The 22,873-nt window shown below is 69.0% G+C and carries 17 protein-coding genes; 11 read left to right on the top strand and 6 right to left on the bottom strand.

Annotation, left to right across the window (positions count from 1 at the left end; translation table 11 throughout):
- Nucleotides 1-329: 329 nt before the first annotated feature.
- The 6 genes from kdpF to HDA45_RS09615 are packed head-to-tail and all read left to right on the top strand — an operon-like array spanning nt 330 to nt 8,087.
- Nucleotides 330-431, top strand: coding sequence for a K(+)-transporting ATPase subunit F (gene kdpF, locus HDA45_RS42335; protein WP_020630647.1), 102 nt, complete (start codon nt 330-332; stop codon nt 429-431).
- A complete protein-coding gene (gene kdpA, locus HDA45_RS09635) occupies nt 431-2,092 on the top strand; it encodes a potassium-transporting ATPase subunit KdpA (RefSeq protein ID WP_184893862.1) in 1,662 nt (553 codons plus the stop codon). The genes kdpF and kdpA overlap by 1 nt, the downstream gene beginning before the upstream one ends.
- Nucleotides 2,089-4,182, top strand: a complete 2,094-nt coding sequence (gene kdpB / locus HDA45_RS09630) for a potassium-transporting ATPase subunit KdpB (protein WP_184893860.1) — start codon at nt 2,089-2,091, stop codon at nt 4,180-4,182. Before kdpA ends, kdpB begins: the two co-directional genes overlap by 4 nt.
- A gap of 4 nt (nt 4,183-4,186) precedes the next feature.
- Nucleotides 4,187-4,798, top strand: coding sequence for a potassium-transporting ATPase subunit C (locus HDA45_RS09625; RefSeq protein ID WP_184893857.1), 612 nt, complete (start codon nt 4,187-4,189; stop codon nt 4,796-4,798).
- A gap of 5 nt (nt 4,799-4,803) precedes the next feature.
- Complete coding sequence (locus tag HDA45_RS09620; protein WP_184893855.1) at nt 4,804-7,389, top strand: DUF4118 domain-containing protein; 2,586 nt, start codon at nt 4,804-4,806, stop codon at nt 7,387-7,389.
- Complete coding sequence (locus HDA45_RS09615) at nt 7,386-8,087, top strand: response regulator (RefSeq protein WP_184893853.1); 702 nt, start codon at nt 7,386-7,388, stop codon at nt 8,085-8,087. The genes HDA45_RS09620 and HDA45_RS09615 overlap by 4 nt, the downstream gene beginning before the upstream one ends.
- A gap of 78 nt (nt 8,088-8,165) precedes the next feature.
- Here the strand turns inward: HDA45_RS09615 and HDA45_RS09610 are convergent, their stop codons facing one another.
- On the bottom strand, nt 8,166-8,813 hold the full coding sequence (locus HDA45_RS09610; RefSeq protein ID WP_184893851.1) for a hypothetical protein: 648 nt from the start codon (nt 8,811-8,813) through the stop codon (nt 8,166-8,168).
- Nucleotides 8,814-8,984: 171 nt separating this feature from the next.
- On the opposite strand from HDA45_RS09610, the gene HDA45_RS09605 reads away from it, so the two are divergent.
- Complete coding sequence (locus HDA45_RS09605) at nt 8,985-9,272, top strand: acylphosphatase (protein ID WP_184893849.1); 288 nt, start codon at nt 8,985-8,987, stop codon at nt 9,270-9,272.
- A 90-nt stretch (nt 9,273-9,362) separates the two neighbouring features.
- Nucleotides 9,363-12,962, top strand: a complete 3,600-nt coding sequence (gene smc / locus HDA45_RS09600; RefSeq protein ID WP_184893847.1) for a chromosome segregation protein SMC — start codon at nt 9,363-9,365, stop codon at nt 12,960-12,962.
- 255 nt (nt 12,963-13,217) lie between these two features.
- Here the strand turns inward: smc and HDA45_RS09595 are convergent, their stop codons facing one another.
- The 3 genes from HDA45_RS09595 to HDA45_RS09585 form a co-directional block, all read right to left on the bottom strand.
- Nucleotides 13,218-13,721: a DUF3455 domain-containing protein gene (locus tag HDA45_RS09595; protein WP_184893844.1), complete on the bottom strand. Its 504-nt coding sequence runs from the start codon at nt 13,719-13,721 to the stop codon at nt 13,218-13,220.
- Nucleotides 13,722-13,838: 117 nt separating this feature from the next.
- Nucleotides 13,839-15,422, bottom strand: coding sequence for a sodium:solute symporter (locus HDA45_RS09590; protein WP_184893842.1), 1,584 nt, complete (start codon nt 15,420-15,422; stop codon nt 13,839-13,841).
- A gap of 9 nt (nt 15,423-15,431) precedes the next feature.
- A complete protein-coding gene (locus HDA45_RS09585) occupies nt 15,432-16,649 on the bottom strand; it encodes an anhydro-N-acetylmuramic acid kinase (RefSeq protein ID WP_184893840.1) in 1,218 nt (405 codons plus the stop codon).
- A gap of 153 nt (nt 16,650-16,802) precedes the next feature.
- On the opposite strand from HDA45_RS09585, the gene ftsY reads away from it, so the two are divergent.
- Entirely contained in the window at nt 16,803-18,116 is a 1,314-nt protein-coding gene (gene ftsY, locus HDA45_RS09580; protein ID WP_184893839.1) for a signal recognition particle-docking protein FtsY, read from the top strand.
- Here the strand turns inward: ftsY and HDA45_RS09575 are convergent.
- Nucleotides 18,106-19,587: an MFS transporter gene (locus HDA45_RS09575; RefSeq protein ID WP_184893837.1), complete on the bottom strand. Its 1,482-nt coding sequence runs from the start codon at nt 19,585-19,587 to the stop codon at nt 18,106-18,108. The two genes, ftsY and HDA45_RS09575, sit on opposite strands and share 11 nt — an antisense overlap.
- A gap of 106 nt (nt 19,588-19,693) precedes the next feature.
- Here HDA45_RS09575 and HDA45_RS09570 point away from each other — a divergent pair, with 106 nt between their 5' ends.
- A complete protein-coding gene (locus HDA45_RS09570; RefSeq protein ID WP_184893835.1) occupies nt 19,694-20,425 on the top strand; it encodes a TetR/AcrR family transcriptional regulator C-terminal domain-containing protein in 732 nt (243 codons plus the stop codon).
- Here the strand turns inward: HDA45_RS09570 and HDA45_RS09565 are convergent.
- The gene (locus HDA45_RS09565; RefSeq protein ID WP_184893833.1) at nt 20,415-21,191 is read right to left on the bottom strand and encodes an IclR family transcriptional regulator domain-containing protein; all 777 of its coding nucleotides are present in this window, start codon (nt 21,189-21,191) and stop codon (nt 20,415-20,417) included. The genes HDA45_RS09570 and HDA45_RS09565 overlap by 11 nt on opposite strands.
- 103 nt (nt 21,192-21,294) lie before the next feature.
- Between HDA45_RS09565 and aceB the strand changes: the two genes are divergently transcribed.
- Nucleotides 21,295-22,872, top strand: a complete 1,578-nt coding sequence (gene aceB / locus HDA45_RS09560) for a malate synthase A (RefSeq protein ID WP_184893832.1) — start codon at nt 21,295-21,297, stop codon at nt 22,870-22,872.
- Nucleotide 22,873 lies beyond the last annotated feature (1 nt).

The raw sequence follows: 22,873 nt of genomic DNA, 5'->3' as shown, positions 1-22,873 counted from the left end.
ATTAGTTAGCACATACAACTATCTGTAACACAGGTGTAACACGCATCGGCGGGCTTGTCTGCCCGAATTGCACGCTCCGTCCCCGCTGCGTCACCGTCTGTGGGGCACGTCACCGGGCATCAAGAAGTCGTAAAGGCACCCGATCGGGGCATCAAGAGGCCGTCAGGCAGAGGTCGGAATGGTCTGTACCCAGCGCACTGTTGCGGAGTCCTGGTCACCGATGGGGTGACCTGTCCTGAGAGGTGCCTAGTGGCCGACTTGCTCTACGCCGTGCTCCTGATCGGCGTATTCGTGGTTCTCGCCCTGACCCTGCGCGGTCTGGAAAAGCTGTGACCGGCACGGGAACCGTGGCCAATGTCGTCGGCGGACTGCTGGCGCTGGGGCTGATCGTCTATTTGTTCATCGCACTGGTCAGGCCGGAGAAATTCTGATGTCAGACACGACGGCCGGCCTCTTGCAGGCCGGCCTCCTCCTCGTCGCGCTCGCGGTGGTCTACCGGCCACTCGGCGATTACATGGCGCGCGTCTTCTCGACGGAGAAGCACACCAAGGCCGAACGCGGCCTGTACCGCCTGTTCCGGGTGAACCCCGGATCGGAACAGCACTGGAAGACCTACGCGTCCGCCGTGATCGGCTTCTCGTTCGTCTCCGTCGTTTTCCTGTACCTGCTTCAACGGCTCCAGGCGATCCTGCCGTGGAGCCTCGGCAAGGAACCGGTGTCACCGGCGGTCGCCTTCAACACCGCCGTCAGCTTCGTGACCAACACGAACTGGCAGTCCTACAGCCCCGAAGCGACCATGGGTCACTTCGTGCAGATGGCCGGACTGACCGTGCAGAACTTCCTGTCCGCCGCCGTGGGCCTTTCGGTCGCCGTCGCTGTCGTCCGCGGTTTCGTCCGCGCGAAGACAGACCGCCTCGGCAACTTCTGGGTGGACCTGACCCGAGGCACGATCCGGATCCTGCTGCCGATCGCGTTCGTGGCCGCGATCGCGCTGATCGCGCTCGGTGTCGTCCAGAGCCTCAAGAGCGGTGTCGACGTCCTCAATCCCGACGGTAGCACCAGCAAGATCGCGCTGGCGCCCGCCGCGAGTCAGGAAGCCATCAAGGAACTCGGCACCAACGGCGGCGGCATCTTCAACGCCAACTCCGCGCATCCGTTCGAGAACCCGAACGCCTGGACCAACCTGATCGAGATCTTCCTGATCCTGGTCATTCCCGTCTCGCTGACCCGGACGTTCGGCAAGTTCGTCGGCAACACCAAACAGGGTTACGTCCTGCTCTCGGTGATGGCCACGCTGTTCACCGCGATGCTCACGGTGACCTGGCTGTCCGAAGCCCACGCGAGCGGTCCCGCGTCCTTGGCCGCCGGGGCGAACCTGGAAGGCAAGGAGCAGCGGTTCGGCATCGGCTTGAGTTCGCTGTTCGCCACCGCGACCACCGGCACGTCGACCGGCGCGGTCAACGGCGCGCACGACAGCTACAGCGGGCTCGGCGGTGGCGGGGTCCTGCTCAACATGCTGCTGGGCGAGATCTCGCCGGGCGGGGTGGGCACCGGTCTCTACGGCATCCTGGTGATGGCCGTGATCGCGATGTTCCTCGCCGGGCTGATGGTCGGCCGGACACCGGAGTACCTGGGCAAGAAGCTCGGCAAACGCGAGGTCACCTGCGCCGCGGTCTCCATGCTGGCGATGCCGACCGTGGTCCTGCTCGGCTCCGGTATCGCGTTGATGCTGGCCGACACCCCGGACGCCATGACGAACTCGGGCGCGCACGGCCTCTCGGAGGTCCTGTACGCCTACGCCTCGACGGGCAACAACAACGGCAGCGCGTTCGGCGGGCTCACCGTGACGAACGACTGGTTCCAGTCCTCGCTGTCGGTGGCCATGCTGCTCGGCAGGTTCATCCCGATCATCGCCGTGCTGTGCCTGGCCGGATCCCTTGCCTCGCAACGGAAGGTCCCGGAGACCGCGGGCACGCTGCCCACCACCGGACCGCTCTTCGGCACGATGCTCGCGGGCACGATCGTGCTCGTCGCGGCCCTCACCTTCATCCCGGCGCTCGCGCTCGGGCCCATAGCAGAGGCACTCGCATGACCGTCACACAAGAACGCACGCCGGAAGAAACGGCACAGCACCACAGTGAGAACACCGGCCGGGTCGGCGCGGGGATCTTCAGTCCCCGGCAACTCCTGACCTCGCTTCCGGAGGCGCTGCGCAAGCTGAACCCCAAGCACCAGCTGGCCAACCCGGTCATGTTCGTGGTGTGGGTCGGCTCGGCGCTGACCACGGTCTTCGCCGTCACAGACCCGAGCGTGTTCACCATCCTCATCACGATCTGGCTGTGGTTCACCGTCCTGTTCGCGAACCTCGCCGAGGCCGTCGCGGAAGGCCGGGGCAAGGCCCAGGCGGAATCCCTGCGGCGCAGCAAGAAGGAGACCATCGCGCGCCGTCTCACCGAGGACGGCGACGAGGAGAACGTGCCGGGCGCGGACCTGCGTGTCGGCGACCTCGTGGTGGTCGAGGCCGGACAGGTCATCCCGGGCGACGGTGACGTCGTCGAGGGCATCGCGACCGTCGACGAATCGGCCATCACCGGCGAGTCGGCCCCGGTCATCCGCGAATCGGGCGGAGACCGATGCGCGGTCACCGGCGGCACCACGGTGCTCTCGGACCGCGTCGTCGTGAAGATCACCACCAAACCCGGCGAGTCCTTTGTGGACCGCATGATCGCTTTGGTGGAGGGCGCTTCCCGGCAGAAGACGCCGAACGAGATCGCGCTGACCATCCTGCTCTCGACGCTCACGATCATCTTCCTGCTCGCCGTCGTGGCGCTGCAGCCGATGGCGGGTTACTCCGGCAGCCAGCAGTCCGTGATCGTGCTGACCGCGTTGCTGGTGTGCCTGATCCCGACCACGATCGGCGCGCTGCTGTCCGCGATCGGTATCGCGGGGATGGACCGGCTGGTGCAGCGCAACGTGCTCGCGACGAGTGGCCGCGCGGTCGAGGCCGCGGGCGACGTCTCGACGCTGCTGCTGGACAAGACCGGCACGATCACCTTCGGCAACCGCAAGGCCACCGAGCTGATCCCGGTCGGATCGTCCACTTCGGACGACATCGCCAAGGCCGCCCGGCTGTCCAGCCTGGCCGACGGCACGCCGGAAGGCCGCAGCATCGTCGAACTCGTCGCGAGGGAGCACGGTCTCGAGGAGACGGCGTCCGGGGACGAGAAGCTCGCGGACTTCGTCGAGTTCACCGCGCAGACCCGGATGAGCGGTATCGACATCGGGGAACGCCAGGTCCGCAAGGGCGCCACCGCCTCGGTGCGGGCGTGGGTCCGCGAACGCGGCGGCGACATGCCGGACGAGACCGAGCGTGTCGTGGACGAGATCAGCCAGCAGGGCGGGACCCCGCTGGTGGTCGCGGAGTACGACGGCGCGAAAGCGTTCGTGCGCGGCGTGATCCGGCTGTCCGATGTGGTGAAACCCGGGATGAAGGAGCGGTTCGTCCAGCTCCGCGCGATGGGCATCAAGACCGTGATGATCACCGGGGACAACCCGCTGACCGCCAAGGCGATCGCCGCGGACGCGGGTGTCGACGACTATCTCGCCGAGGCCAAGCCCGAAGACAAGATGGCGCTGATCAAGAAGGAGCAGGAGGGCGGGAGGCTGGTCGCGATGACCGGCGACGGCACCAACGACGCCCCCGCGCTCGCGCAGTCCGACGTCGGCGTCGCGATGAACACCGGGACCTCCGCCGCCAAGGAGGCGGGGAACATGGTGGACCTCGACTCCGACCCGACGAAGCTGATCGAGATCGTGGAGATCGGCAAGCAGCTGCTGATCACCCGCGGCGCGCTGACCACCTTCAGCGTCGCCAACGACCTCGCGAAGTACTTCGCCATCCTGCCCGCGATGTTCACCGGCATCTTCGCCCAGCTCGGCGCGCTCAACATCATGCAGCTCGCGACGCCGAAGTCGGCGATCCTTTCGGCGGTCATCTTCAACGCCCTGATCATCGTCGGGCTGATCCCGCTCGCCCTGCGCGGCGTCCGGTACAAGCCGTCGTCGGCCTCGGCGCTGCTGCGCCGGAACCTGCTGGTCTACGGCCTCGGCGGCATCGTCAGCCCGTTCCTCGGGATCTGGCTGATCGACCTGCTCGTCCGTCTCATCCCTGGAATCGGGTGACACCATGAACGCACTGTTGAAGCAGACCCTCGCCGGGCTGCGTGTCCTGCTCGTCTTCACGGTCCTGCTGGGAGTCGTCTATCCGTTGGGCGTGTGGGCGGTTTCCCGGATCCCCGGCCTCCAAGGCAACGCCGAAGGCTCGATCATCACCCGAGACGGGCAGGCCGTCGGCTCGTCCCTGATCGGCGTCGACCCGGTCGCGGCCGACCCGGCCAAGGACCCGTGGTTCCACCACCGCCCGTCCGCGGGATCGAAAGACGTCCTCGGCCCCGGTGACCCGTCTTCGTCCGGCGCGTCGAACAAGGGCCCGTACAACGAGGACCTGGTCGCCGCGATCGGCGAGCGCAAGAAGCTCATCGCCGCCCGCGAGGGCGTCCAGGAGTCGCAGGTGCCCGCCGACGCGGTGACGACGTCGGGATCGGGGATGGATCCGGCGATCAGCGTCGCCTACGCCGACCTGCAGATCCCGCGGGTGGCGCGGAACACCGGCCTGTCGGAGGAGAAGGTCCGGCAGCTCGTGGCGGAGAACACGGGCGGCGCCGGGATCGGTGCGCCGGGCGTCACTGTGCTGAAGGTCAACTTGGCCGTGCGCGACGCGGCCGGAGGAGCACACTGACAGACGTGGACGAGAACACGACCAAGCCGCGCCGGGGCGAGCTGAGGATCTACCTCGGCGCCGCCCCGGGCGTCGGCAAGACCTTCGCGATGCTCGGCGAGGCGCGACGCCGCCTCGACCGGGGCACCGACGTGGTCGTGGGCCTGGTCGAGACCCACGGGCGCAAGAAGACCGCGGAGCTCGTCGAGGGGCTCGAGACCGTGCCACGCCGCCGGTCCGAGCACCGGGACCACGAGTTCGAGGAAATGGACCTCGACGCGTTGCTCGCCCGCGCGCCCGAGGTCGCCGTGGTCGACGAACTCGCGCACACCAACGTGCCGGGTTCGCGCAACGAGAAGCGCTGGCAGGACATCGACGAACTGCTCGCCGCCGGGATCGACGTCCTGTCCACGGTCAACGTCCAGCACCTGCAGAGCCTCAACGACGTCGTCGAGCGGATCACCGGCGTCACCCAGCAGGAGACGGTGCCCGACGAGGTCGTGCGGCGGGCCGAGCAGCTGGAGCTCGTCGACATCACGCCCGAGGCGCTGCGGCGGCGCCTCGCGCACGGCAACGTCTACCCGGCCGAGCGGATCGACGCGGCGTTGGGCAACTACTTCCGGCCAGGAAACCTCACCGCGCTGCGGGAGCTCGCACTGCTGTGGGTGGCCGACCAGGTCGACGTCGCCCTCCAGCGCTACCGGGCCGAGCAGAAGATCACCGACACGTGGGAAGCACGCGAACGGGTGGTCGTGTCCGTCACCGGGGGCCCGGAGAGCGAGACGCTGATCCGCCGCGCGAGCCGGATCGCGAACCGGGCGGGCGCCGAACTGCAGGTGCTGCACATCCTGCGCGGCGACGGGCTGGCCGGGATGGGGCCGACGGCGGTCGGCAAGTACCGGAAGCTGACCGAAGAGGTCGGCGCGACCTTCCACACCGTCGTCGGGGACGACGTGCCGACCGCGCTGCTCGACTTCGCGCAGGGGGTGAACGCGACCCAGCTGGTCGTGGGCACTTCGCGGCGTTCGCGGGTCGCGCGGCTGTTCGACGAAGGCATCGGCGCGGCCGTGGTCCAGCGGTCCGGTCCGATCGACGTCCACATGGTCACGCACGCCCAGGCGGGCGGACGGCTGCGAGCCCGGTTCACCCGGAGTCCTCTGACACCGTCGCGGCGGCTTTCGGGCTGGGCGCTCGCGCTGGTGCTGCCTGCCCTGGCGACGTTGCTCGGCGTGCTGCTGCGGGACCAGCTGGACTTCTCCACCGACGTGGTCGACTACGTGCTCGCGACGGTGCTCGTCGCGCTCGTGGGCGGGCTCGGGCCCGCGCTGCTCGCGGCGGTGCTCTCGGCCGGGCTGCTGAACTTCTTCTTCACTCCGCCGCTGTACAACCTGACCGTCCACGAACCGCGCAACGTGATCACCCTGGTCGCGATGGTGCTGGTGGCGGTCCTCGTCGCGGCGGTCGTCGACACGGCCGCCCGGCGGGCCACCCAGGCCGCGCGGGCGCGGACCGAGGCGGCGCTGCTCGCCTCCTACGCGCGCACCGTGCTCACCCACACCAATCCGATCGAGCGGCTGCTGGAGAAGGTCCGAGAGAACTTCGGGATGACTTCGGTGACCCTGCTGGAAAAGCGGGACGGGAAGTGGAAACGGGTGGCGAGCGCCGGCACGGATCCCTGCGCCGACCCGGATCAGGCCGACGCCGACATCGCGGTCACCGCCGACGTCCACCTGACGCTGCGAGGCCGCGCGCTGCCCGCGTCGGACCGGGGAGTGCTGGAAGCCGTCGCCGGGCAGGCTCTGCTGGCCCTGCGGCAGCAACGGACGGCGAAGGCGGCCGTCCGCGCCGAACGCAAGGCCGAGGCGACCGAACTGCGCACGGCGCTGTTGTCGGCCGTGGGACACGACCTCCGCACCCCGCTGACGTCCATCAAGGCGTCCATCGGGAGCCTGCGCGCGACCGACATCTCACTGTCCGAAGAGGACACCGAAGAGCTGCTGGAGGCGATCGAGGAATCGGCCGACCGGCTCGCCGGGCTGATCGACAACCTGCTCGACTCCTCCCGGCTGGCGACCGGCGCGGTCCGCCCGCATCTGCGCCCGGTCGGCTACGACGAGGTCGTCTCGCACGCGTTGTCCAATGTGGACAATTCGGATTCGGTCGTGGTCGCGATCGACGCGCGGCTGCCGTCGGTCTGCGCCGATCCCGGCCTGCTGGAACGGGTCGTGGCGAACGTGATCGACAACGCGCTGCGGCACGGGGTTTCCGGCGAACCGGTCGCGGCGCGCGCCAGCACGCATTCCGAGCACGTCGAACTGCGCATCATCGACCACGGCAAGGGGCTCAAGAAGGGCACCGCGGACTCGGCCTTCGCGCCGTTCCAGCGGCTCGGGGGAGACCGGGACACCGTGCCCGGCGTGGGACTGGGGCTGTCGGTCGCCAAGGGGTTCACCGAGGCGATGGGCGGGCGGATCCGGGCGGAGGACACGCCCGGCGGCGGGCTCACCGTCGTCATCTCGCTGCCCGCATATGTTGGTCAGGATCCCGAGAAGAACCTCCTCGCTTTCGACGACGAGGCTCTCGACAACGAGGAGGGGGAACGGGTGCGATGAGCGCAGAAACCGCGTCGGCGACCGTTCTGGTCGTCGACGACGAACCGCAGATCGTGCGAGCCCTGCGGATCAACCTGTCCGCGCGCGGCTACAAGGTGATCACCGCGCACGACGGCACGGCCGCGCTGAAGGCCGTCGCCGAAACCAAACCCGACGTCGTCGTGCTCGACCTCGGCCTGCCCGATCTCGACGGCACCGAGGTGATCGCCGGGCTCCGCGGCTGGACGACGGTGCCGATCATCGTGCTGTCCGCGCGCGGCGACTCGGCCGACAAGGTGCAGGCCCTCGACGCCGGCGCCGACGACTACGTCACCAAACCCTTCGGCATGGACGAACTCCTGGCGCGGCTCCGCGCGGCGGTGCGGCGTTCGGCGGCGTCCAGTGTGGACGGTGCGGACGCGGTCGTCGACACGGGATCGTTCCGCATCGACCTGGCGGCCAAGAAGGTGCGCCGCGACGGCAAGGAAGTGCACCTCACCAAAACCGAATGGGGAGTGCTGGAACTGCTGGTGCGCAACCGGGGACGGCTGGTGGCGCAGAAGCAGCTGCTGCACGAGGTGTGGGGGCCGACCTACGAGACCGAGTCGCACTACCTGCGGGTGTACCTGGCGCAGCTGCGGCGGAAGCTGGAACCGGAACCCTCGCGGCCGCGGCACCTGCTGACGGAACCGGGGATGGGCTACCGCTTCGAGATGTGAGCGCGATTCCTCGAAGTACGTGAAGGCCTCCTTCCCTACTCTCAAAGTAGGCAAGGAGGCCTTCACGGACCAATGCTTCTACTGGGCCGCGCTCGTGGACGTGTCGGTACCGGAGACACTGGACCGGCTCGAGGTCGACTCGCTCGGGGCGCCGCTCGTGCTGGAACCGCCGCCGGGCGGGCTTTCGCCCGTGGTGGTCGTGGTGGGCGGCGTTGTCGGCGGGGTGGTCGACGTATTCGGAGTCGTCCCCGGCGTCGTCGGCTTCGTCGTCGGCGGCTTGGTGGGGGGCGTCGTCGGCGGCAGCACGGTGTGCGGCGGCGTCCCGCCACCCGGCGGGGGCACCACGGGCGGCGGGACGACGACGCTGGTCGTCTCCTTGCCGTCCGGGCCGACCGACGTCACCGTGGTCGGCGGCGCGGTGGAGCTGGAGGACGCGCCGGGGATCGGCGAACCGCTGACGGTCATCGGGCCGCCGGGGACGGCGTTGCCCGGGACCAGCTGGACACCGGCGGGGGAGGTGTTCTGCCCACCGGGGACACCGGTACCGCCCGCCGTGGCCGAGACACCGGGCCCCGCCAGTTCGGCGATCGCGGCGAAGGCCGTCGCCACCACGAGGCCGCTGACGCCCAGTACGGCGTAGCCGGCGCGGTTGAGCTTGCCGGTGGCGCCGCGCGGGGGTGCCACGGACACGCGTGCGCTCGAATCAGGCCCGTCGGGACGGGGCATGTGCTGGCTCCTCGGATGGGGGACTTCGGGGAGGTGAGACGGCTACCCGGGTGAGGTAGCCCAAAGCGGGGACCCGGCGCGGAGATTATCACCGCCGCTTCACCGTCTGCGAACACCGGCGAACGTTGTGTTCACCCTCCGCGTTCATTCGGATGGTGCACGATAGGGGTCGTGAGTGAGGAAGAAACGCACATCAGGTTGACCGCGTGGGTGCACGGCCGGGTTCAGGGTGTCGGTTTCCGCTGGTGGACCCGCAGCCGGGCGCTCGAGCTGGGGTTGGTCGGCAGCGCGGGAAATCTGGCCGACGGACGTGTCGAGGTGATAGCGGAGGGTGTTCGGGACCACTGTGAGCGGCTTTTGGCGGCTTTGAGATCCGGCGAATCACCCGGAAGTGTGGATCACGTCGTCGAACGCTGGTCGCCCCCGAAAGGCGGGATCCGCGGGTTCGTGGAGCGCTGACGCCCCCGCGTCCCACGATCACCCTGGGCGCACGGGTAGCCTGGCCCGATTGAACGACCGGTTCCCGCAGCCTAGAGGGGTCAGCACGCCGTGCATCTGAAGAGCCTGACGCTCAAGGGCTTCAAGTCCTTCGCCTCGGCGACGACGTTGCGGTTCGAGCCGGGCATCACCTGTGTGGTCGGGCCGAACGGCTCCGGCAAGTCGAACGTCCTCGACGCGCTCCGCTGGGTCATGGGCACCCAGGGCGCGAAGGACCTGCGCGGCGGCAAGATGGAAGACGTCATCTTCGCCGGGACAGCCGGCCGCGCCCCGCTCGGGCGCGCCGAGGTCACCCTCACCATCGACAACGCCGACGGCGCGCTGCCCATCGAGTACGCCGAGGTCTCGATCACCCGCCGGATGTTCCGCGACGGCGCGAGCGAGTACGAGATCAACGGCGACCGCTGCCGCCTGATGGACGTGCAGGAACTGCTGTCGGACTCCGGTATCGGCCGCGAGATGCACGTCATCGTCGGGCAGGGGCAGCTTTCGGCGATCCTCGAATCCAAGCCCGAAGAGCGCCGCGCCTTCATCGAAGAGGCCGCCGGCGTCCTCAAGCACCGCAAGCGCAAGGAACAGACCCTGCGCAAGCTCGCGAACATGCAGGGCAACCTCGACCGGCTCGGCGACCTCACCACCGAGCTCCGCCGCCAGCTCAAACCGCTGGGCAAACAGGCCGAGATCGCCCGCAAGGCGCAGTGGGTGCAGTCCGAACTGCGCGACGCCCGGCTGCGGCTGTTCGCCCACGACCTGGTCACCCAGCGCGAGGGCATCGCCAAGGAAGAGGCCGACGAGCGCGTCGCCCGTCAGCGTCGCGGTGAGGTCGAGCAGGCCCTGGAGATCGTCGCCGCCGAGGAAGCCGAGCTCGAGGCCTCGCTCGCCGAGGACGCGCCGCGCCTGGCCGCGGCCCAGGAGACCTGGTACAAGCTTTCCGCGTTGACGGAGCGGTTGCGCGGCACCGTCCGGCTCGCGCTGGAGCGTCAGCGGCACCTGTCGTCCGACGTGCAGCAGGCGAGCACCGGCCGCGACCCCGACGAGCTGCTCGCCGAGGCCGAGCACGTCGCCGAGCAGGAGCAGGAGCTCAACGAGGCCGTCGCCGAGGCACGCATGGTGCTTTCGGAGACCGTCCAGAAGCGTGAGCAGCTCGAACACCTCGTCCAGGCCGCCGAGCGCGCGCATATGGCCGCCGTCCGCGCCATCGCCGATCGCCGGGAGGGGCTGGCGAAGCTCGCCGGGCAGGTCGAGGCGCTGCGCAGCAAGAACGGCGCGACCTCCGACGAGATCGACAGGCTCACCGTGTCGCTCGAAGAGGCCGCCGAGCGCGCGGAAATCGCCGTCGAGGAGCTCGAAGAGGCCAAGGCCGAGGGCGGCGTCGAAGAATCCGACGACGTCGACCTGCAAGCCCACCACGACCGCACGGTGGAGGCCAACAACGCCGCCAAGGCGCGGGTCGAGGAGCTGGTCAAGGCCGAGCGGACGGCCGAGCGCGAGATCGCTTCGGAGAAGGCACGCGTCGAGGCGCTGTCGATGGGCTTGCGCCGTAAGGACGGCGCCGGCGCGCTGCTCGGCGCGCAGCACGAGCTGCCGGGCCTGCTCGGTTCGGTGGCCGCGCTGCTCACCGTCGAAGCGGGCCACGAGGTCGCGCTGGCCGCGGCGCTCGGCCCGGTCGCCGACGCGGTCGCGGTCAACGGCGGTGCCGACGCGCTCGCCGCGCTGAAGTTCTTGAAGGACAACGACTCCGGCCGCGCGGGCATCCTGCTCGGCGGCCTGGAGTCCGTTGTGGACACCGGTTCCTGGCCGTCGCTGCCCCAGGGCGCGCGCTGGGCGCGCGAAGTGGTCACGGCGCCGCCCGCGCTGCGCTCCGCCGTCGAGCACGCGCTCGACAGGGTGGCCATTGTGGACGGTCTGGAGTCCGCGCGCCGTCTCGTCGAGGTGTATCCCGAGGTCAGCACGGTCACGCCCGAAGGCGACGTCTTCGGTGCCCGCTGGGCTGTCGGCGGTTCCGCCCGCAGTGAGAGCGTCATCGAAGTCCAGGCCGCGGTCGACGAGGCGGGCGACCGGCTGCACGCCGCCGAGCGCGCGCTGGAACGCGCCGCCGCGGAACTCGAAGGCGCCCGCGCCGGACAGCAGGCCCGTCGCGAAGAGGTCGGCAGGGCCAAGGACTCGCTCGGCGACGCGAAGGTCCGCAAGGCCCGCTCGTCCGAGCGGCTGAACCGGCTGCAGCAGGCCGCACGCGGCGCCCAGGCCGAGATGGACAGGCTGAGCACTCAGCGCGCCAAGGTCGAGCAGAGCCGCGAACAGGCGTTGCAGCAGCTCGCCGAGCTCGAAGAGCGGCTCGCCGCCGTCGCCGACCAGGAGATCGACGAGGATCCGGACACCGCCGAGCGCGACCAGGCCGCCGAGGACCTCGGCACGGTCCGCCAGGAGGAGATGGAGTCCCGGCTCGCGCTGCGCACCGCCGAGGAACGCGCGCGGAGCATCCAGGGCAAGGCCGAGTCGCTGCGCCGTGCCGCGCACGCCGAGAGGCAGGCCCGTGAACGTGCCGAAAAGTCCAGGGCCGCGAGGAAACGCGGCGCCGAGATCGCCAACGCGGTGGTCAACGGCGGCGAGATCGCGCTGGAGCGCATCGAGGTCTCCGTGCAGCGCGCCGCCCACGAGCGGGACGAGGCGCAGGCGCAGCGGCAGTCGCGGGAGACCGCGCTGACCCAGGTCCGCAGCAAGGTCCGCGAGCTGACCGGCGAACTGGAGAAGCTCACAGACGCCGTCCACCGCGACGAGGTGCTGCGAGCCGAGCAGCGGCTGCGCCTGGAACAGCTCGAAACCAAGATCGCCGAGGACTTCGGCATCGGGCTCGAGGATCTCGTCTCCGAGTACGGTCCGGACATTCCCGTGCCGCCGAGCGCGGGGGAGATGGCCGAGTACGAGGCCGCCAAGGAACGCGGCGAGGACGTCACTCAGCCGCCGCCCATGCCGTTCGACCGTGACACCCAGGCCCGCCGGGCGAAGCGCGCGGAGAAGGACCTGAGCCTGCTGGGCAAGGTCAACCCGCTGGCGCTGGAGGAGTTCGCGGCGCTGGAAGAGCGGTACAAGTTCCTCTCGACGCAGCTCGAAGACCTCAAGGACACCCGCAAGGACCTCGAAGCCGTCATCAAGCAGGTCGACGAGAAGATCCTCGAGGTCTTCGCGTCGGCGTACGAGGACGTCGCGCGCGAGTTCGAGACAGTGTTCAGCGTGCTGTTCCCGGGCGGCGAGGGGCGCATGGTGCTCACGCAGCCCAACGACCTGCTCTCCACCGGTGTCGACGTCGAAGCGCGCCCGCCGGGCAAGAAGGTCAAGCGGCTCTCGCTGCTCTCCGGCGGTGAGAAGTCGCTCGTCGCCGTCGGCATGTTGGTGGCGATCTTCCGCGCCCGGCCTTCGCCCTTCTACGTCATGGACGAGGTCGAGGCCGCGCTCGACGACACCAACATGCGACGGCTGATCGGGCTGCTGGAGCAGCTGCGGGATTCTTCGCAGCTGATCATCATCACCCACCAGAAGCCGACCATGGAGATCGCCGACGCCCTGTACGGCGTTTCGATGCAGGGCGACGGCATCACCAAGGTGATCTCGCAGCGGCTCCGGACCTCAGAAGAGGACCCGGTCCCCGCCTAGGGTTTACTTGCGGGGTAAGGCAAAGGTGTCATGCTCACTCGTGCTCATCGCGCTGGCCGGTCGGAGTGGTCGTGAGTGGCAAGGCGTCGAAGTCGACGATGAAGGAATTGGGACGTTCAGTGTCCCCAATCCTTCATCGTCGTGGGGCATGCTGGTCACGCCAGCCCGAGCTCGACGATCTCTAGCCTCCATCACCTCCGACGGATCGTAAGACCCGAGGTGAAGGGGACCTTTCGCTCTTCGCCGCGCTCGTTACTACTTCGCGACCCAGAAGGCGTAGTCGGCCGAGTACCGGACGGCCGTCTGCGTACCAGTCGCGCACGTGCCCGCCGGAGCGAGTCCGCCGCGAGTGTCGAGCCGCTGGACGTAGGTGACCTTGCCGAAGATCCCGTCACCGCTGTTCAGGTTCGCCTTCAGCAGCAGTTCCGGCACCGCGTTCGGGCGCGGGCTGGACGCGCCGGGCACGGCCGCGGCCCCGACCGTACTGCCGTCCACAGTGGACGTCCACACCGGACCCTTGCTGTGCAGCGCGATCGTCCGCCCGCGGTGGCTCAGCGTCGCGGCGGGCTGGATCAGCGCCCACGCCCCGTTGGCGCAGCCGTAGATCTGTACGCCTTCGCCCAGGTAGGTGGCGATGCGCTTGTTCCCCTCCGGCACTTTGATCGCGTCCGGCACTCGGGTGCTCGTCGCGGCGTACGCGGTCGTGCCACCGCCGATCAGCAAGGCGCCGACGGCGATGGCCACGGTCGTTCGCTTCATGATTTCGCCTCTCCTCATCCCGCCGTGTGCCGGCGGGTCCCGCCGCCGACACGGGGATGACCAGAGACTTGTTCATGACTGTGACGCGAGTCACATTCGCGTGGGAAACCGTTGTGATCAAACGGATTCCGGTTCTTTGCTCACCTCTTCGGTGAGCGGGTCCGCGCTGCTGTGCCGCAGCGAAAGCAGTCCGCCCACCAGAAGCGTGATCACCACACCGCACAACGTGTACCAGGGCCAGGCCAGCGCCACCGTGTTCCCCGACGCCTTGCCGAAGTCGATCCCGATCAGGCTGCCGTCCGGTTTGTTGAACTTGACGCCGAGGATGATGAACGCCATCACGACCACCGTCGACACGAACGCCACGATCGCGTCCGCCTGCCTCGCCCGCTTGAACAACAGGCCCAAGAGGAACGCGCCGAGCAGTGCGCCGTAGGTGTAGCCGGTGATGCCGAGCGCCTGCACCACGATCGGATCGGCCGAGGTCTTGTTGGAGGAGGCGAAGAAACCCGCGCACAGGATCAGCGCACCCGCCCAGACGATCGTCCAGATCCGGCCGTGCCTCAACCGGTCGGCTTCGGGCAGCTGCCTGCCGATCACCCGTTCGTAGACGTCGGTCACCGTGGACGAGGCCAGCGCGCCGAGCGACGAACTCAGTGCGGCGGCGAGGATCCCGGCGATCACGAAGCCCGAAAGCCCGCTCGGCAGATCGTTCACGATGAAGTTCGCGAACAGCTCGTCCTTGTTGGCCAGCCCGAGGCCTTCCGGCTTCGGCTTGGTCGGGGCCAGGCCGTTGTACAGCGCCCACAGCAGGACACCGATGAACAGGAACAGCGCGAACTGGATGAACACCACGAAACCACTGGCCACCAAGGCCTTCCGCGCGGCGCGCAGATCGTTGGTGGATTGCAGGCGCTGCACGATCAGCTGGTCTGAGCCGTGCGACGCCATCGAGAGCACCGCGCCGCCGATCACCGCGGTGAAGAACGCGAACTGCCCGGTGAGCATGTTCGACGAGAAGTCGAAGATCTGGAACTTGTTCGCGTCGACGGCCTTGCCGAACCAGCCGTCGGGGAGCCTGCTGGAGATCGCCCAGATCACCACGACCGCGCCGAGGATGTACCAGAGCATCTGGATCGCGTCGACCCAGACGACCGCGCGGACGCCGCCGAAGAAGCTGTAGAGCACCATCGCGATACCGAGCCCGATGACGATGGTCCAGTACGAGACGTTCAGGCCGTAGGCCGCCATCACCACCTTGATCGGGATCGCGGTGGCGAACAGCCGGATACCGTCGGCCAGCGTCCGGGTGAGCAGGAACGTCACCGACGCGGTGCCCTGCAGCCCGCTGCCGAACCGCTTGCCGAGGAAGGCGTACGCGGTGACCAGGTTGCCCGCCACATAACGCGGCAACAGCACCATCGACACCACGATGCGGCCTGCGATGTACCCGATCGCCAAGGCCAGATACGTCATCCCGCCGTCGCCGGGGGTGGCGATGTAGGCCACCGTCGGCACGGAGAGCACGGTGAGGGTGGAGGTCTCCGCGGAGACGACCGAGAGGCAGGCCACCCACCAGGAGATCTTGCCTTCGCCGACGAAGTAGTCGGAGCCGGATTTCTGTTTGCCACCGATCCAGACACCCAGCAGGGGCATGCCGACCAGAAAAAGCCCGATGATCGCGAGGTCAAGTGCGCGCATCCGTATCTCCTATCGCTCACCGGTCGTCGCCGCCACCCGTAGCCGGGTCACGGTTGAGGTGTACGGGGCGGGAAGTCGCAGGGGACCCGCACCCGGGGTGATGCTGCCGAGCAGCCGCTCGCCCCGGGCACCGGTCGCCGACGGGAGGTTCCCCGGGACGCCGGACCAGGTGAGCCAGCCGAGCAGAATGGTCAGGTATGCCTCTTTGCCCGCGCGCGGCAACCCGTGGTCGTCGCTGGTCTTCAGCGCGGTATCGGGCAGGTTCCTGGCGAGCGAGGCCATCAGCGCCGGGTTGTCGGCGCCGCCGCCGGACACGAACAGCGTGATGATGGTGTGGCGACGGCATTCCGCGGCGATCGTCACCGCGGTCAGTTCGGTCAGCGTCGCCAAGAGATCTTCCGCGCCGACCGGCGGGAGCCCGTCGAGCGCCGTGTCGAGGTACTCGCCGTGGAACAGTTCCTTGCCGGTGGATTTCGGCGGCGCGGCCGCGTAATACGGATCCAGCAGCAGTTTCGCCAGCAGATCGGGCCGGACGGCGCCGCGGATCGCCAGCGCGCCGTCGATGTCGGCACGCTTGCCGGTGACGCGGTGCGCGGCGATGTCCATCAAGGCGTTGCCGGGGCCGGTGTCGTAGGCGAGGACGTCCCCGCCGGTGTTGCCGGCGGGGACGACGGTGATGTTCGCGATACCGCCGATGTTGAGCGCCGCGACCGGTCCGGAGGTCGCCGTTTCCCGTAGCCACAAGGCGTCCAGGGTGCTGGCGAGCGGTGCGCCGTGCCCGCCCGCGGCGACGTCGCGTACGCGCAGGTCGGCCACCACCGGCAGTCCGGTGCGCTCGGCGATCCACGCCGCGTTCCCCAGTTGCAGCGTGCCGAGCGCGGTGCCGTCCTCGACCCAGTGGAACACCGTCTGGCCGAGTGAGGCGACGACGTCGGCCTTGCCACCGGCGAGTTCTTCGATGCCGCGCGCGGCCGCCTCGCCGAAGGCTTGGCCGACCAGGGTGTCGAGTTTCGTCAGCTGTGCGGCGGTGCAGGGATTCGGCGGGAGGGCGTCGAGCAGGGCTTCACGGAGCGCTTCGGGATAAGGGATCTCCAGTTGGCCGAGCGGGGAAAGCTCCACGGTGTCCCCGTGGGCGCGCAGTTCGGCGGCCGCCACGTCGATCCCGTCGATCGATGTGCCGGAGATGAGCCCGATCACCCGGACCCCAGCGCCGGAGAAAACCGTCATTCGAAGTGGTCTAGCCCTCGTTCCGGAGGCCGCGCAAGCGAGTCGGTTTCTTCTTGTCCGAAATGAGTCCTATCCAGTGGGTGTCTGACAAGATCCGCTTCCTTCCCGTGGGGCGTCTACGTCGGGCCGTACGCGGATGCGAGGATTGGCGCCGTGTCGAGCACCCCCTGGTTCTGGATCGTTGTCGTTGCCGTCGTGGTACTGGTCGCCGTTCTGGTGGCCGGGCTGCTCATCGCGCGCCGCCGCCGGATCAGCCTGGACGAGTCCAAGGCTGCCGAGGCCGTCGAGCGCGAGAAGCCGAAGGGTGGCGGCTACACCGCGACCGGCGGGATCGCGCTCGCTCCCGGTGGTGAGAAGACCGAAGAGGCCGAGGAACCCGAGCATCCGGTCGAGGAACGCCCCGAGACCGACGGCCAGCCCGCCGTCGGGGACGACGCGTCGGTGCCGAGGGATTCCGCGCAGCGGACGGTGCGCGACGTCGAACTCCCCGAACCCGTCGAGGAAGCCGCGCCCGCTCCCGTCGAGGAGATCGCGCCCGCGGCCGGCCGCCTGGAGCGGCTGCGCGGCAGGCTGGGCAAGTCCCGTTCGGTGTTCGGGCAGAGCCTGCTCGGCCTGCTGGGTGCCGGAGACCTGGACGAGGACTCCTGGCAGGACGTCGAAGACACCCTGCTCATGGCGGACCTGGGCGCCGCGACGACCACCGAGATCGTCGAGCGTCTTCGTGACGAACTGAAGCGCCGCGCCGTGCGCACCTCCGAGGAGGCGCGCACGGTACTGCAGGAAGTGCTGACGGCCGCCCTCTCGACCGACGCGGTCCGCGCCGTCCGAGCGTTGCCGCACATCGTCGACGGCGTGAAGCAGCCCGCCGTCGTCCTGGTCGCCGGGGTCAACGGCACCGGCAAGACGACCACCACCGGCAAACTCGCGCGGGTGCTCGTCGCGCAGGGGAGCACCGTCGTACTCGGCGCTGCCGACACCTTCCGCGCCGCCGCCGCGGACCAGCTGCAGACCTGGGCCGAGCGGGTGGGCGCGGAGGTCGTACGCGGCAAGGAAGGCGCGGACCCGGCCGCGGTCGCCTTCGACGCCGTCAAACGCGGCGCCGAAGCGGGCGTGGACGCGGTCCTGATCGACACCGCCGGCCGCCTGCACACCAAGACCGGCCTGATGGACGAGCTGGGCAAGGTCAAGCGAGTCGTCGAGAAGCAGGCGAAGGTCGATGAGGTGCTGCTGGTGCTCGACGCCACCACCGGGCAGAACGGGCTGATGCAGGCCCGCGTGTTCTCGGAGGTCATCGACGTCACCGGCATCGTCCTGACCAAACTGGACGGCACCGCCAAGGGTGGCATCGTCTTCCAGGTGCAGCGCGAACTCGGGGTGCCGGTGAAGCTGGTCGGCCTCGGCGAGGGGCCGGACGATCTGGCGCCGTTCGAGCCGGGCGCTTTCGTGGAGGCCCTGCTCAGCAGCTGACGAGCACATCGGCTGCCTTCTTGTCCCGCATGACCAGGAAGGCGACCACGGCCGCGGCCAGCACGCCCACGGCGCTCACGAGGAACGTCGTCGACATCGCCGAGGTGAACGACTCGCGGGCCGCGGTGATCAGGCCGCCGTCACCGGTGGCGAAGGCGTCGCCGATCGAAAGCCGTGCCTGCGCCGGAGCGGATTCGGGCATCTGCGAGGTGAACAGGCTGGACACGACGCTGCCCAGGATCGCGATGCCGAGCGCGGCGCCCAACTGCTGGATGGTGTCGTTGAGCGCGGAGCCGACACCGGCCTGCTCTTCCGGGACCTCGCCCATCAGCGCCGCGATCGCCGACGGCATCGCCAGTCCGCCGCCGGCGCCCAGCAGGAACAGCGCGATGGCGGGCAGCAGGAAGCCTTCGTTCGTCGACAGCGTCGCGAGCAGGCCGAATCCGGCGGCCATCACGGTCATCCCGGCCGCGGCCAACACGCGGTTGCCGACCTTCTGGCCCAGCGTGGCGCCGAGGGTGTTGCAGAGCAGCGACGCGATGGCCATCGGGATGAACGCGAGGCCCGCCTGGGTCGGGGTGTAGCCGAGGACGTACTGCAGGTACTGGGTCAGGAGCAGCAGCAGACCGCCGTTGCCGATCTGCACCAGCGTAAGCGAAAGGCTCCCGCCGCTGAAGTTGCGCTTGCGGAACAGCTCGAGCGGGACCATCGGCGAAGGCGTGTGCCGCTCCCAGAACACGAACCCGGTCAGGCTCGCCACCGCGATCGCCAGCGGGACGAAGGTGCCGGCCTCGGTGATGCCGTGCTTGGGCAGTTCGATGATCGTCCAGACCAGCGCGACCATCCCGGTCGCGGACAGGATCGCGCCGAGCGGGTCGGGCTTCTGCCACGGGCCCCGGGATTCGGGCATCAGGGTGAGCGCGGCGATCACGGCGATGACGACGATCGGCACGTTGATCAGGAACACCGCGCCCCACCAGAACCAGGCGATAAGCACGCCACCCAGCACCGGGCCGCCGATCAGGCCGAGCATCGCGACCGCGCTCCACGCCGCCATCGCCTTGCGGCGCTCGGCGTCGTCGAAGACGGTGATCAGGATGGACAGGGTGCTCGGCATGATCAGCGCGCCGCCGACCCCCATCACCGCACGGGACACGATCAGTTCGAGCGGGTTCCCGACGAACGCGGCGACGAGCGAGGCCACCCCGAACAGGAGGAGGCCGATGATCATCACCTTCCGGCGGCCGAACCGGTCGCCGAGGCTTCCCGACGTGAGCAGCAGGCCGGCGAACACCAGGATGTAGGAGTCGAGGATCCACTGCGTGTCCTGCGCGCTCGCCCCGAGGTCGTCGGCCAGCGGCGGTACGGCGACCGTCAGCACCATGTTGTCCACGACCAGCACGAGCGTGCTCAGGCACAGCACGATCAGGATCCACCAGCGGCGTGGATCGCGTGTCGGTGTCTCGTTCATCGGGTTCCCCCAGAGGTGGTTGCGTACGTTGTTCGGTTGATGCGCACACTGTACGCAGAACGCGACAGCGTTCGCAAGAGGGCACGTCGTGCGCTAGAGTGGCGGCATGACAACCGAGGAGCAGCCGATCCAGTCGGTGTGGACCCGTCCCCGTCGCAAGCGCGACCAGCCCGCGTTGAGTCAGGCGCAGATCGTCGCCGAGGCCGTCCGGATCCTGGATGTCGAAGGTGTCGACGCGCTGAGCATGCGCAGGCTCGGCACCGCGTTGAACGCGGGCGCCACCTCGCTCTACCGGCATGTGGCCAACCGCGACGAGCTGATCGAGCTGGTCGTCGACGAGGTCTACGGCGAGATCACCGTGCCGGACGGCGACGATCCGGAGCGGTGGCGCGAAGCGGCCATCGTCGGGGCGCAGAGCGTCCGCGCGATGATCCTGCGGCACCCGTGGGTGGCTTCACTGCTCGGCTCGGTCGGCCTGTCGTACCTCGGGCCGAACGTCATGCGGCTCAACGAGCGGCTGCTGGCCGTCTTCGTGACCGCGGGATTCCCCGGTGACGAGGCCGGCCAGGCGATCAGCGCGGTCGTTTCCTACGTCATCGGCATGGGGACGACCGAAGCGGCTTGGCTGACGACGGTCGCGAAGAGCGGCAAAACCGAACGCGAGTGGGCGGAGCAGCTGCGTCCCGCTGTCGAGGAGGCGGCGCGGGAGCATCCGCACCAGCGGGAACGGATCGTCCACGACGAAGGTGGGGCCGACCCGGAGCGGCTCCGCGACGAGAAGTTCCGCTACGGGCTGGACAGGATGCTCGACGGTCTGGAGACCAGGCTCAAACGGTGACCCCGTCACGCGAAAGGGTCGAACCGAGCGAGGTCGCGATCCGCTGGACGACGGGTGCGATCCGCTCGACGGCCTCCATCGTGAGCCGTCCCGACGGTCCGGACACCGAGACGGCCGCCGGCACCGGCGCGCCGGGGACCGCGACGGCCACGCAGCGGACGCCCAGTTCCTGCTCGGCCTCGTCGAGCGCGTAACCCTGCTGGGCGATCTTCGCCAGCTCGCGCAGAAGCGCGTCCTGTTCGGTGAAGGTGTGCTCGGTGTACGAGGGCATGCCGGTCCGCGAGAGCAACGCGAGGACGTCTTCGGACGGCAGGTGCGCGAGCATCGCCTTGCCCACGCCGGTGCCGTGCGGCAGAAGACGCCGTCCGACCTCGGTGAACATCCGCATCGAGTGCTTCGAGGGCACCTGGGCGACGTACACGACCTCGTCCCGCTCCAGTACGGCGAGGTTCGCGGTCTCGCCGACCTCGTCGACCAGTTCGGCGAGCAGTGGCCGTGCCCACGAGCCGAACTGCATGCTGGCGTTCTCACCCAGCCGGATGAGCCGGGCGCCCAGCGCGTACCGGCGGTTGGTGTTCTGCCGGACGTAACCCAGGTCCACCAGCGTCCTGATCAGCCGGTGGATGGTCGGCATCGGCAGCCCGGACAGCGTCGCCAGCTCGGAAAGGCTGGCTTCGCCCCCGGTGTCCGCGAGATGCTCGAGGAGCTCGAAGGCCCGCTGAAGTGACTGGACGCCGCCATCGCGCCCGTTCTTCTCCGCTGCCACCGTGGTACTCCTTACGTCGGCGTTGATGTTCCGCTATGCAGAAACTATAGTCCGTCATGTAAAACCGTAGGGACGTTATTTATCCGAACTCGGGGTGTTACTCATGTCTGAAGCTCAGGTGCTCGGCGATCCGGTCGAGCGCGGGGACGAAATCCTCACGCCGGAGGCGATCGCCTTCCTCGCGGGTCTGCACGAGGCCTTCGCCGCTCGCCGCGATGAGCTGCTGCAGGCCAGGAGCAAGCGCCGCGAGGAGGCCCGGACCACCGGCAAGCTCGACTTCCTTCCCGAGACGAAGGAGGTCCGCGAGGGCGACTGGAAGGTGGCCGAGGCCCCGCCCGCGCTGCGCGACCGTCGTGTCGAGATCACCGGCCCGACCGACCGCAAGATGACCATCAACGCGCTGAACTCCGGCGCGAAGGTCTGGCTCGCCGACCTCGAGGACGCCAACACGCCGCACTGGGCGAACGTCGTCTCCGGCCAGGTCAACCTGTACGACGCCGTCCGCGAGACCATCACGCTGGAAAGCGGCGGCAAGAGCTACGCGCTGAAGGACGACGTCGAGCACGCGACCATCGTCGTCCGCCCGCGCGGCTGGCACCTCGACGAGCGCGGTCTGTCCTTCGGCGGACGCCAGGCCGTCGGCGCGCTGGTCGACTTCGGCCTCTACTTCTTCCACAACGCGAAGGAGCTGCTCAACCGCGGCAAGGGCCCGTACTTCTACCTCCCGAAGATGGAGAGCCACCTCGAAGCCCGGCTCTGGAACGACGTCTTCACCCACTCGGAGAAGACGCTCGGCGTCGAGCACGGCACCGTCCGCGCGACCGTGCTGATCGAGACCATCCCGGCCGCGTTCGAGATGGACGAGATCCTCTACGAACTGCGTGAGCACGCCTCCGGCCTGAACGCGGGCCGCTGGGATTACCTGTTCAGCGTCATCAAGTACTTCCGCGACGCGGGCGAGAAGTTCGTGCTGCCGGACCGCAACTCGGTCACCATGACCGCGCCGTTCATGCGCGCGTACACCGAACTGCTGGTGCGCACCTGCCACAAGCGCGGCGCGTTCGCGATCGGCGGGATGGCCGCGTTCATCCCGAACCGCAAGGACCCCGAAGTCACCGCCGCGGCGCTCGACAAGGTCCGCGCGGACAAGAGCCGTGAGGCCGGCGACGGCTTCGACGGTTCGTGGGTCGCGCACCCGGGCATGGTCGAGATCTGCCGTGAGGAGTTCGACAAGGTCCTCGGCGACAAGCCGAACCAGCTCGACCGGACCCGCGACGAGGTGTCCGTCACCGCCGACCAGCTGCTCGACGCGGCTTCGACGCCGGGTGGCGCCACCGCGGCCGGTCTGCGCGCCGCCGTCGACGTCGGCATCCGCTACATCGCCTCCTGGCTGAGCGGGAACGGCGCGGCGGCGATCCACAACCTGATGGAAGACGCCGCCACCGCGGAGATCTCGCGTTCGCAGGTGTGGCAGTGGGTGCGCAACGGCACTCAGCTCGACACGGGTGACAAGGTGACCGAGGAACTCGTGCGTGGCGTGCTGGCCGAGGTTCGCGGCGAACTCGCCGCCGAGATCAAGCCGGAGCTGCTGGAACCCGCCGTCGAGCTGTTCGAGCAGGTCGCGCTCGCCGACGAGTTCCCGGACTTCCTGACCCTGCCCGCCTACGAACGGATCAAGTAGA

This window comes from Amycolatopsis umgeniensis (assembly GCF_014205155.1).
In the GTDB taxonomy this organism is placed as follows: Bacteria; Actinomycetota; Actinomycetes; order Mycobacteriales; family Pseudonocardiaceae; genus Amycolatopsis; species Amycolatopsis umgeniensis.
This window is presented reverse-complemented; position numbering and strand designations above follow the sequence as displayed.

What these genes read in the sequence shown, in the direction of transcription:
- kdpA (WP_184893862.1), top strand. Translation starts at nt 431, where the DNA reads ATGTCAGACACGACGGCCGGCCTCTTGCAGGCCGGCCTCCTCCTCGTC.
- kdpB (WP_184893860.1), top strand. Translation starts at nt 2,089, where the DNA reads ATGACCGTCACACAAGAACGCACGCCGGAAGAAACGGCACAGCACCAC.
- HDA45_RS09625 (WP_184893857.1), top strand. Translation starts at nt 4,187, where the DNA reads ATGAACGCACTGTTGAAGCAGACCCTCGCCGGGCTGCGTGTCCTGCTC.
- HDA45_RS09615 (WP_184893853.1), top strand. Translation starts at nt 7,386, where the DNA reads ATGAGCGCAGAAACCGCGTCGGCGACCGTTCTGGTCGTCGACGACGAA.
- HDA45_RS09610 (WP_184893851.1), bottom strand. Translation starts at nt 8,813, where the DNA reads ATGCCCCGTCCCGACGGGCCTGATTCGAGCGCACGCGTGTCCGTGGCA.
- HDA45_RS09595 (WP_184893844.1), bottom strand. Translation starts at nt 13,721, where the DNA reads ATGAAGCGAACGACCGTGGCCATCGCCGTCGGCGCCTTGCTGATCGGC.
- HDA45_RS09590 (WP_184893842.1), bottom strand. Translation starts at nt 15,422, where the DNA reads ATGCGCGCACTTGACCTCGCGATCATCGGGCTTTTTCTGGTCGGCATG.
- HDA45_RS09585 (WP_184893840.1), bottom strand. Translation starts at nt 16,649, where the DNA reads ATGACGGTTTTCTCCGGCGCTGGGGTCCGGGTGATCGGGCTCATCTCC.
- HDA45_RS09575 (WP_184893837.1), bottom strand. Translation starts at nt 19,587, where the DNA reads ATGAACGAGACACCGACACGCGATCCACGCCGCTGGTGGATCCTGATC.
- HDA45_RS09570 (WP_184893835.1), top strand. Translation starts at nt 19,694, where the DNA reads ATGACAACCGAGGAGCAGCCGATCCAGTCGGTGTGGACCCGTCCCCGT.
- aceB (WP_184893832.1), top strand. Translation starts at nt 21,295, where the DNA reads ATGTCTGAAGCTCAGGTGCTCGGCGATCCGGTCGAGCGCGGGGACGAA.